General features: G+C 65.0%; 10 protein-coding genes. 7 read left to right on the top strand and 3 right to left on the bottom strand.

Annotated elements, in window-relative coordinates; translation table 11 throughout:
• A partial coding sequence (locus tag V6M39_RS13520) for a cold-shock protein (protein WP_332644345.1) occupies positions 1 to 89 on the top strand: 89 nt, incomplete at its 5' end.
• A gap of 63 nt (positions 90 to 152) precedes the next feature.
• On the opposite strand, the gene V6M39_RS13525 is transcribed toward V6M39_RS13520, so the two are convergent.
• From V6M39_RS13525 to V6M39_RS13535, 3 genes are all read right to left on the bottom strand, one after another.
• Positions 153 to 1,010: an NUDIX hydrolase gene (locus V6M39_RS13525; protein ID WP_332644337.1), complete on the bottom strand. Its 858-nt coding sequence runs from the start codon at positions 1,008 to 1,010 to the stop codon at positions 153 to 155.
• 119 nt (positions 1,011 to 1,129) lie between these two features.
• Positions 1,130 to 1,339 carry a DUF6458 family protein gene (locus tag V6M39_RS13530; RefSeq protein ID WP_332644338.1) on the bottom strand — a complete coding sequence of 70 codons (210 nt, stop codon included), beginning with the start codon at positions 1,337 to 1,339 and terminating at the stop codon, positions 1,130 to 1,132.
• A 103-nt stretch (positions 1,340 to 1,442) separates the two neighbouring features.
• Complete coding sequence (locus V6M39_RS13535) at positions 1,443 to 2,477, bottom strand: LacI family DNA-binding transcriptional regulator (protein ID WP_332644339.1); 1,035 nt, start codon at positions 2,475 to 2,477, stop codon at positions 1,443 to 1,445.
• 95 nt (positions 2,478 to 2,572) lie between these two features.
• Between V6M39_RS13535 and V6M39_RS13540 the strand changes: the two genes are divergently transcribed.
• The 6 genes from V6M39_RS13540 to V6M39_RS13565 all read left to right on the top strand — a co-directional run bounded on the left by V6M39_RS13540 (position 2,573) and on the right by V6M39_RS13565 (position 9,722).
• Entirely contained in the window at positions 2,573 to 3,655 is a 1,083-nt protein-coding gene (locus V6M39_RS13540; RefSeq protein ID WP_332644340.1) for a substrate-binding domain-containing protein, read from the top strand.
• A gap of 79 nt (positions 3,656 to 3,734) precedes the next feature.
• Positions 3,735 to 4,787 (top strand): ABC transporter permease, encoded by a 1,053-nt coding sequence (locus V6M39_RS13545; RefSeq protein ID WP_332644341.1) that lies wholly within the window; start codon positions 3,735 to 3,737, stop codon positions 4,785 to 4,787.
• The gene (locus tag V6M39_RS13550; protein WP_332644342.1) at positions 4,784 to 5,545 is read left to right on the top strand and encodes an ATP-binding cassette domain-containing protein; all 762 of its coding nucleotides are present in this window, start codon (positions 4,784 to 4,786) and stop codon (positions 5,543 to 5,545) included. Before V6M39_RS13545 ends, V6M39_RS13550 begins: the two co-directional genes overlap by 4 nt.
• Positions 5,542 to 6,489 (top strand): carbohydrate kinase family protein, encoded by a 948-nt coding sequence (locus V6M39_RS13555; protein WP_332644343.1) that lies wholly within the window; start codon positions 5,542 to 5,544, stop codon positions 6,487 to 6,489. Before V6M39_RS13550 ends, V6M39_RS13555 begins: the two co-directional genes overlap by 4 nt.
• A gap of 73 nt (positions 6,490 to 6,562) precedes the next feature.
• Complete coding sequence (locus tag V6M39_RS13560) at positions 6,563 to 7,360, top strand: enoyl-CoA hydratase/isomerase family protein (protein WP_442880807.1); 798 nt, start codon at positions 6,563 to 6,565, stop codon at positions 7,358 to 7,360.
• Positions 7,361 to 7,472: 112 nt separating this feature from the next.
• Complete coding sequence (locus tag V6M39_RS13565) at positions 7,473 to 9,722, top strand: hypothetical protein (protein WP_332644344.1); 2,250 nt, start codon at positions 7,473 to 7,475, stop codon at positions 9,720 to 9,722.

Raw genomic sequence — 9,722 nt, forward strand, 5'->3', positions numbered from 1 at the left:
ACCGCTCGCTGGACGAGAACCAGAAGGTTGAATTCGACGTCGAGCAGGGCCAGAAGGGCCTGCAGGCGACGAACATTCGTCCCCTCTGATTCACCCACTGATTTAGTTCAGTAAGAATCCCCCCAGAGCTTCGGCTCCGGGGGGATTCTTCATTACGTCTGAAGCGGGGCTTCTCGATACGTCGCCAGGCCGCCAGCTTCGACAGCGTCAAGCAGCTCGATCGCAGCGAGCGCACCATTCGCCCGTACGGTTTCCGGATCGCACCACTGCACCGACTTGATCTCGGTGACCTGCAGCTCCATCCCCTCGGTGATCGAGCTGTCGACAACGCCGAGGTCGAACAGGAAGATGCACGCGTCGTCCCAGCCGCGCCACGCCGGCAGCCAGTTGACCGTGATCAGGCCCTGAACCTCCACCGTGATGCCGAGCTCTTCCTGCAGCTCGCGTACGAGCCCGATGGCCGGCGCTTCGCCCACCTCGATGACACCGCCGGGCAGATCCCACTCCTCCTTGTAGGTCAGCTCGCACAAGAGCACCCGACCCTGCTCGTCGCGGAGCAGTCCCTGGCTGATGACGCGCTTGGTCGGCAGACCGGCGTTGAGGATCGAGATGAAGCCGTCCCGGCTGAACACGGGCGGATCGTCAACCAGTCGCGCAAGCAGTGCGCGGTCGGGGTCATCTCCCGCACCTCGCGTGATGCCTTCACGGCGAAGGCCAGAGATCGAAGCCGCACGGATGTCGTCGGTGCGATCGACGGGTATGCGCGCCTCTACGCGGGTCCATCCCAGCTCGCCGAAGGCGTGATCGAGGGCGAGGCGCAGTGCGCGGATGGCGACGCCGAGGTTGTCGGCACCAGCGTTCCATCGGATCGACCCAGCTCTGCGCTCCTCAGGTCGCAGCGCCACCGTGCCAACACGTTCGCCGCCAATGACGATGGCGAAGCCGATGAACTCGTCCGAACCCGTAGTCGGCTCGAGCGACAGGTCGTCGTCGCGCAGGATCGCCGTCATACGTCCATCCTGCCAGCCGACGTCGGAGGTCAGTTCTTGCAGCGGCCGACCTTGGCATGTCGCCGTTGAACCGCTTCGTCGTGCCGGGTGCGTTCTGTGATGGCGAACGTCGCCAGATGTCAGGCGGGCGGAGGAGGATCCCGGCGTTCGACGACCGTACGCTCGCGGTTCTGTCCGTTGATGATGAGGCTCACAATGAGACCGAGCGCGCCGGCGCCCATGAGGATGTAGCCGACCTCGACGAGGTCAACTTCGTTGATGTTGTCGCGGATGGCGAACGACAAGATTGCGCCAACTGCGAGAAGGAAGATGGATCCGCCGATGAACATGGAAGTGCCTTTCGTAGGGGGCACTTCGAACGTACGCGGAACCCAGCCGTCCGCATCTTTTGCCGACCTGTGAGCTTTGCGCTCGCGGTGGACCTGCGTCACATCACGGGGGAGGGATCTCGCCCGACCCTCGTACGAGGAACGACGTCGGTACGACGATCTGCTGGACGGGACTGGTGTCGCCGCCGATGCGGGCAAGGAGTCGCTCGGCTGCCATTCGTCCGATCAGGTGCGGGTCCTGCGCGATGACGCTGATGGCGGGTGAGACCAGGTCGCCGAGTGTGATGTCGTCGAACCCGACCACAGCGATCTCGTGCTCGAGACCCAGACTGCGCAGCGCGCGTACGGCGCCGATCGTCACGAGGTTCTGCGCCGCGAAGATCGCAGTCGGTGCGGGGCTGGACTGGAGCATCGCGCGGGTGGCGGTCTCCGCGAGGTACTCGTTCGACAGGTCCTGAATCACGTGCGTCGCCGGGCAGCCGGCTGACCAACAGGCCTGGCGGTAGCCGTCGAGGCGCTTCTGGGCCGTGGGGAGAAACTGGCGATCGCCCATGAACGCGATGTGCCGATGCCCGTATGAGATCAGGTGTTCGGTCGCGATGCGGGCACCGCTCTCGTTGTCAACGACGACGCTGTCCGTCTCGAGTCCATCCACACCACGGTCCACCAAGACGATGGGCATTCCGGCGTCGATCTCGTGCTGAAGCGCAGTCGGATCTGGGCCGGCAGGCATCACGATGAGACCGTCGACTTGGTAGGAGGCCATGGTTGGCACGAGCTCGCGCTCGCGCTCTGGGTCCTCGTCGAGGCTCGCGGAGAGGACGGCGAATCCGGCGGCGCTGGCGGCATCTTCGACACCGCGATGGACTTGCGCGTCGAAAGGGTTTGAGACGTCACCGAGCAGTAGTCCGATGCTGAGGGTGCGGCGGTCGGCCCGACGCAGGGAACCGGCGCTGACATCGCGCCGGTATGAGAGCAGTTCCACTGCCGCTCGTACGCGCGCAGCCGTTGCCTCGCCGACGTATCCCTCACCGTTCACGACGCGGGACACGGTCTTGATGCCGACGCCCGCTTCGCGCGCAACATCCTTCATGGTGGCCCGCTGGCGCGGAGCGGGTTTGGGTGACAACGGTGTCATGTGTCCCAGCGTAACGCTTGACGCCGGGTTCTGTGTGATGTAGAACACAATGTGACAACGATGTCAGACGGTCTGGCGTTGTGAGAGGAATCATCGTGAAAACACTTTCTGCCCACCGGCGCCGCTTTGCCGCCGCCGCGGTTGCCGTCATGGCATCCACGCTGGTGCTCTCGGCGTGCGGGTCCGACTCTGATTCGGGCGGCGATTCGTCCGACATTGGTGTCTCACTCATCGTCAAGACCACCAGCAACCCGTTCTTCGTCGCCATGCAGAACGGCGCGAAGGAAGCCGCGAAGGAGAACGGCGTTGACCTCAAGCTCGCTGCTGGCAAGTCCGATGGCGACGAGGACACGCAGATCCAGGCGATCGAGAACGCGATCTCGCTTGGTCAGGACGGCATTCTCATCACGCCCAACGGTCCAGCTGTGGTTGACGCCATCGAGAAGGCGCGCGACGCGGGCCTGTATGTGATTGCCCTCGACACTCCGCCCGACCCGGCCGATGCCGTCGACATCACTTTCGCGACTGACAACTTCAAGGCAGGCGAGTCGATCGGCGCATGGACTGCCAAGAAGCTCAACGGCGAGAAGGCAGTCATCGCGATGCTCGACCTGTTCAACGACAAGGTTGTCTCGGTCGACTACAACCGCGACCAGGGCTTCCTCACAGGTATGGGTATCCCGACCGGCGACAAGCAGAAGAACGGTGACGAGGCGAAGACCGGCAGCTACAGCGGCGGTGACTACGAGATCGTCTGCAACGAGGCGACCAACGGCGCCGAAGACGGCGGAACGACCGCGATGGAGACCTGCCTGTCGAAGAACCCCGACATCAACGTGGTCTACACGATCAACGAGCCCGCGGCATACGGCGCCTATCAGGCGCTGAAGAGTGCGGGCAAGGAGAAGGGCGTCACGCTCGTCTCGGTTGACGGTGGCTGCGCTGGCGTCGGCTACGTGGCCGACGGCATCATCGGCGCGACTGCTCAGCAGTACCCGCTGGAGATGGCTGCCAAGGGTGTTGCGGCAATTGCGAAGCTGGCCAAGGATGGCGAGAAGCCGACGACAACTGAAGGTCTTGACTTCTTCGACACCGGCGTCAAGCTCGTGACGGACGACCCGCAAGACGGCGTCGAGAGCGTCGACACTGCAGCAGGCAAGTCGACCTGCTGGGGCTGAGTGATCGTCGGCGGGGGTGTCCTCCCGGACACCCCCGCTGCGTTCGTTCCCAGTCCCGCATCGAAAGGATCCACCCGTCATGACATCTGAACCCGAAGACACAGCACTCGTCGACAATCCGCTCGAGGTGCTGACCGAAGCCGGCCTGACTCGACCCCCCACACCGCTCGACCGGGTACGTACGGTGCTCCATCGCTACCCAGCGCTGAGCCCGGCCGTCGTACTCGTCCTTTCGATGATTGTTTTCGGCCTGCTCAACGAGCGCTTCCTCAGCACGGCGAACCTCTCGCTGGTCGTTCAGCAGGTCGCCGTCATCGGGGCTCTCGCGATCGGGCAGACCCTGATCGTGCTGACCGCGGGCATCGATTTGTCCGTCGGAGCCGCGATGATCCTCTCGACGCTTGTTGCGGCGGGTGTCGCGAGTGAGCAGGGCTGGCCAGGTCCACTCGCCCTGCTCGCGGCGCTGATCGTCGGCATCGCCACGGGTGTCATCAACGGTGTCTTGGTCACCCGACTCAATCTCCCGCCGTTCATCGTGACTCTCGGCACGCTCAACGTCTTCGGCGCGATCGCGCTGCTCTACTCCTCGGGCGCCACAGTTCGCGGCATCGAGATGCCTGAGCTCCTCACCTGGACCGGCAAGTCGTTCGACATCGCCGGCGCGCAGATTACCTGGGGTGTCGTTCTGATGATCAGCCTCTACGTGGTGGTCGCCTTCGCCCTGAGTCAGACATCGTGGGGCCGCCATGTGTACGCCGTCGGCGACGACGCCGAGTCGGCGCGACTGAGCGGCATCCATGTCACTCGAGTCATTCTCAGCGTGTACGTCACGGCCGGGGCGCTTTTCGCGGCGGCTGGCTGGATCCTGATGGGCCGGGTCAACGCGGCCAGCCCCAATGCCGGAGTCGATGCCAACCTCGACTCAATCACGGCAGTCGTTATCGGTGGCACGAGCTTGTTTGGTGGCCGCGGAGCGCTGTGGGGAAGTCTGATCGGTGCCCTCATCGTCGGCGTCTTCCGCAACGGGCTGAGCCTCGCGGGACTCGACGTTCTCTATCAGACCCTCGCGGTCGGTGTGCTTGTCATCATCGCGGTCTCTGTCGACCAGTGGATCAGGAAGGTACGCGCATGAGTACGCCAATTCTGGAGGCGCGTGGCCTCGTCAAGACTTTTGGGCACGTTGTCGGCCTTGCCGGCGTCGATCTCGAGCTGCATGCCGGCGAAGTTCTGGCGATCATCGGCGACAATGGCGCCGGCAAGTCGACGCTGATCAAATGCCTTTCCGGCGCCTACACGCCTGATGCGGGCGAGATCCTCGTCGAGGGACGGCCAGTGGAGTTCCATCGGCCAGACGACGCCCGCAAGGCCGGCATCGAGACGGTTTACCAGAACCTTGCCGTCTCGCCTGCGCTCGACATCGCGAGCAATCTCTTCCTCGGCCGCGAGCAGCGACTCCCGGGACTGCGCGGGTCGGTTTTGCGGATGCTCGACAAGAAGGGAATGCGCGACCAGGCCCGCCAACAGGTGGAGGACCTCGGCATCACGACGCTGCAATCGATGACCCAGGCAGTTGAGAACCTCTCCGGAGGTCAGCGGCAGGCGGTCGCGGTCGCCAGGGCGGCAGCCTTCGGCTCGAAAGTCGTGATCCTCGACGAGCCCACGGCAGCGCTGGGCGTACGAGAGTCGGCGCAGGTCCTTCAGCTCGTACGAGATCTGCGGGACCAGGGCATGCCGGTGATTCTCATCAGCCATGACATGCCGCAGGTGTTTGAGGTCGCGGATCGCATCCAGGTACAGCGACTCGGTCGGCGCGCGGCGGTCATCACCCCCGAGACGCACACACCGCAGGAAGCAGTGGCCATCATGACCGGGGCCATGGTCGTCGCGTGATTCTTGTTGTGGGGGAGTCACTCGTCGACATCGTGGTTCGCTCCGACGGCCGGAGGAGCGAGCATCCCGGAGGCAGCCCGGCCAATGTCGCCGTCGGGCTCGGGCGCCTCGGTCACCCCGTCATGCTCGCCACGTGTCTGGGCGATGATGAGCGCGGCCACGTCGTTCGGGAAGCATTGGAACGAAGTGGCGTTGAGTTGGCACCGGGCAGTGTCGGGCGAGCGCCGACATCAACCGCGACGGCGTGGCTCGATGCCCGCGGTGCCGCACGCTACGACTTCGACATCACCTGGGATCCAGACGGTCTTGATTCTTTGTCGTTCGGGCCAATCGTTCACACCGGTTCCATTGCGTCCTATCTGGGGCCCGGCGCCGACGCGGTGGAGGAACTGGTCAAACGTGCGTCGGCGACATCGCTCGTGACGTTCGACCCGAACGTTCGTCCGCGCCTGCTCGACGACCGAGAAGCGGTGCTGTCCCGGCTGACTCGACTGGTCGCGTACTGCGGAGTCGTCAAGGTCAGCGACGAGGACCTCGACTGGCTCTACCCCGGCATCGCGCCAAACGTCGTCGCCCGCAAATGGCTTGCTCTGGGTGCAGAGCTCGTTGTCATCACTGCTGGTGCACGTGGCTCGTTCGCGGTGCACCCGGCCGGCGAGGTACATGTCGCGTCGGCGACAACCCCGGTCATCGACACGGTCGGCGCCGGTGACGCGTGTATGTCGGGACTCATCGACGCCATGACGACGACTGGTGTGGTGACGTCAGACGCTGGCGATCCGGCGGCGGGAGTACGCGGGTTGTCGTTGTCTGACTTGCGCTCGTTCATGCATCACGCCAATGTCTCGGCGGCGATCACGGTGGGACGTGCGGGCGCCGAGCCTCCTACGAGAGACGAGCTCCCACCGATCACGGATTCACATACTCGACGGGGTGTTCGCTAGAAGGCTTCGGCCGTGTCAGCCCAGCCATGGGGCTGACCTATGCTCTTCGCGATGGCGGGAGCGACCGCCGACGATGCGGCTGGAGGCCACGATGGGTGAGCTCGTACGACTCGAAGTCAGCGACGGCGTAGGAACGATTCGCCTCGATCGGCCCAAGATGAATGCGCTCAATGCGCAAATGCAGAGCGAGATCGTCGAGGTATGCGCTGAGGCGGAGAGCCGCGACGACGTTGCCGCTGTTGTTGTGTACGGCGGCGAGCGGGTGTTTGCCGCCGGCGCCGACATCAAGGAGATGGCGGACATGTCCCACGAGGACATGAAGAAGCACGCCCATCTCCTTCAGGACTTCACCAAGTCACTCGCGGCCATCAACAAGCCGACGGTCTCGGCGATCACGGGATTCGCGCTAGGAGGCGGGTGTGAGGTCGCGCTGTCGACCGATCTCCGATTTGCCGCCGACAACGCCAAGCTCGGTCAGCCGGAGATCCTGCTCGGCATCATCCCGGGTGCAGGCGGTACTCAGCGTCTGGCGCGACTGGTTGGTCCGGCGAAGGCCAAGGACCTGATCTTCACGGGACGATTCATCGACGCTCAGGAGGCACTGGCCATTGGGCTCGTTGATCAGGTCCACCCCGCCGACGAGGTCTATGACAAGGCCGTCGAATGGGCCAACCAGTTCGTCGGCGGACCGAAGCTGGCGTTGGGCGCTGCGAAGCGCGCCATCGACCAGGGCCTCGACGTGTCTCTGGACGACGGGATCGCAGTCGAGCGAGACGAGTTTGCGGCGTTGTTCGCGACCGAAGACCAAAAAGCAGGCATGATCTCGTTCATGGAGAACGGGCCCGGTAAGGCCTCATTCAGCGGCCGCTGACTCATCGCATTCTGACGTGCGTGACCGCATGTTGAGGCGGGTGACAGGCGGGGCGCATGGGGCATACTGAGAATCGACGGACAAATGCGTGGTGCTACAACGAGAGGGAGTCATGACTGACTCAGAAGACAACCAGCCGGTCGACCGCAAGCGGGCTGACCCATTGCAGGTTGCCGCCGAGATGCTGGCCCAGGAGGAGACCACCGACGATCGGGCGAGCTCTGGCCCACGCCACGCACCGGAGAGTCGTTCCCATGCACGCGACGAGGATGAGTCCGATTCGCCGAGGGCCCGCCGTGCTGCGGCCCGCGCGGCACGTCAGGAGGCGTTGGACAAGCGCCGTGAGGAGCGCGCCGCTGCCAAGGAGCTCGCGGCGTCGCGACGTCGTGGCGGTGACGAGCCGGAGAACACGAAGACCCTTGCAGAGAAGCTGGATGAAGCACGCGAGGCGGTCGCGACACCGCCCGACCGCGAAGAGCTGAGCACCGAAGAACCGCCGCAGACGATCACGTGGGGCAACACTCCAACTGCCGCCGACTTCTCGGACGAGCCCGAGCCGCAGCCAGCTGCCGAACCAACGCTCGAGTCTGCACCTGCCGTTGCCGGTTTCGCCGGCGAGGACGTTCGAGCGGAACAGTCGCACGCCGACCCCGAGACCACCGCGGACGACACCGAATCGGGTCCCGAAGCCAACGACGTTCCCGATGTTCCGGAGCGCGACGAGATGTATGCCCCGCCGGTTGAGGGCGCATCGACGTTCGCGGAGAAGCTTGCCGCGGCGAGCGCCGCCGCGCAGCAGCGCGTTGCTGCCGCTCGGCAGGAGGCTGCGCGTCTCATGGAGGAGGCCGCGCGCGAGCGTGCGCAGGTCAGCGCAAGGTTGACCGCTGACGAAGCCGCACAGCGCGAAGTCAGCGCCGCCAAGCTCAAGGCTGCCGAGCAGGCTGCCGCCGAGCGGGTGTCCGCTGCCCGGCAGGAGGCTGATCGCGTATCAGCTGACATCGAGCGTGAGCGTGCCGCGGCCGCCGCCAAGATCACCGAGCTCCAGCAGGCTGCTGATGCCCGAGTAGCCGCCGCGCAGGCCGCCGCTGATCGCCAGGCCGAACAGCGCATCAACGAAGCCAAGACCGAGGCCAAGAGACTGGCCGAGGCCGCAGAGGCTGAAGCCCGGGAGACAGCCGAGCGTCGTATGGCCGAGGCAGAGGTCGAAGCTCAAGAGGCTGCGCAGCGCAGGTTGGCTGATGCAGAGCGCGATGCGCAGCGTCGCATCGAAGAGGCTCGAGCCGAGGCTGCCGAAGTCTCCGAGCAGGCCAAGGCAGATCGCGAGGCCGCTCTCGCACAGCTCGCACAGGAGCGAGCCGAGGCAGATGCACGCCTGGCCGAGGTTCGTGCAGAGTCCGAGCGGATCGTGCGCGAAGCCGAGCAGACATCAGCAAGCCACGTCGCCGCAGCCAAGGCTGAGGCGGAGAAGTTCGCTCAGGAGTCTGCCGCCGAGCGCGTCGCCATCGCCGTACGAGTTGCCGATGCCGAGCGTGCCGCCGAAGAGAAGCTCATCGCTGCCAAGCTCGAGGCGGACCGCCTTGCAGCCGAAGCCGCACGTCGACATGAAGAAGCCGCTGCCGAACTCGCTCGTGAACGTGATGAAGCGAAAGCCCTCGTCGAACGTGCCAACAAGGAAGCCGAAAGGCTCGCTCGCGAAGCCGAGGCCGAACGGGCCGACGCGGCAGCCAAGCTGGCTGATGCTGAGCGCATGGCCGCGGAGAAGGTCAGGATCGCCGAGGCCGAGGCTGAGCTCGTTGCGGCAAATGCCGCGGAGGCTGCACGTGCTGCCGCCGACGCCCGCAAGGAAGCAGAGCGCAAGCTTGCTGCCGACGTTGAAGCGGCCCGCCTGGATGCCCAGGAGAAGATCGAAGAAGCCGAGAAGGCCGCTGCCGAGCGTGTGGCAGCTGCCCAGGCTGAGGCCAAACGTCTCTCCGACCGTTCAGTCGAGGATGCCCAGGCCCGCGTCGCCCAGGCCCAGGCAGAGGCCGAGCGAGTCACGGTGCAGTCCAAGCGGGATGCTCAAGAACGGCTCTCGCAAGCCGTTGCCGCCGCACGAGTTGCGGCCGAGGAGAAGCTCCAGGAAGCCGAGCGGACAGCACTCGAATGGGTCGCTGCAGCCGAGGCAGAAGCAGAGCGCGTAGCGCAGGAGCACATCGTCATGGCCAATCATTCGGCCGTGCCCACACCATTGACTGAACCTGAGCCATTGGTTGATGAGTTCGTGGATGAACAACCAGCCGACGACCAACAGCCTGAGGCGGTGAGCGACGAGTCTGAGGCCCTCGCCCCCCCGATCAAAAAAAGAGTCGTCCGGCGCAAGTGA

This window comes from Aeromicrobium sp. (genome assembly GCF_036675695.1).
Taxonomy (GTDB): domain Bacteria; phylum Actinomycetota; class Actinomycetes; order Propionibacteriales; family Nocardioidaceae; genus Aeromicrobium.

Excerpts from the sequence above, each read along its gene's own strand:
- V6M39_RS13530 (WP_332644338.1), bottom strand. The coding sequence starts at position 1,339 with ATGTTCATCGGCGGATCCATCTTCCTTCTCGCAGTTGGCGCAATCTTG.
- V6M39_RS13535 (WP_332644339.1), bottom strand. The coding sequence starts at position 2,477 with ATGACACCGTTGTCACCCAAACCCGCTCCGCGCCAGCGGGCCACCATG.
- V6M39_RS13565 (WP_332644344.1), top strand. The coding sequence starts at position 7,473 with ATGACTGACTCAGAAGACAACCAGCCGGTCGACCGCAAGCGGGCTGAC.
- V6M39_RS13545 (WP_332644341.1), top strand. The coding sequence starts at position 3,735 with ATGACATCTGAACCCGAAGACACAGCACTCGTCGACAATCCGCTCGAG.
- V6M39_RS13525 (WP_332644337.1), bottom strand. The coding sequence starts at position 1,010 with ATGACGGCGATCCTGCGCGACGACGACCTGTCGCTCGAGCCGACTACG.
- V6M39_RS13560 (WP_442880807.1), top strand. The coding sequence starts at position 6,563 with ATGCGGCTGGAGGCCACGATGGGTGAGCTCGTACGACTCGAAGTCAGC.
- V6M39_RS13550 (WP_332644342.1), top strand. The coding sequence starts at position 4,784 with ATGAGTACGCCAATTCTGGAGGCGCGTGGCCTCGTCAAGACTTTTGGG.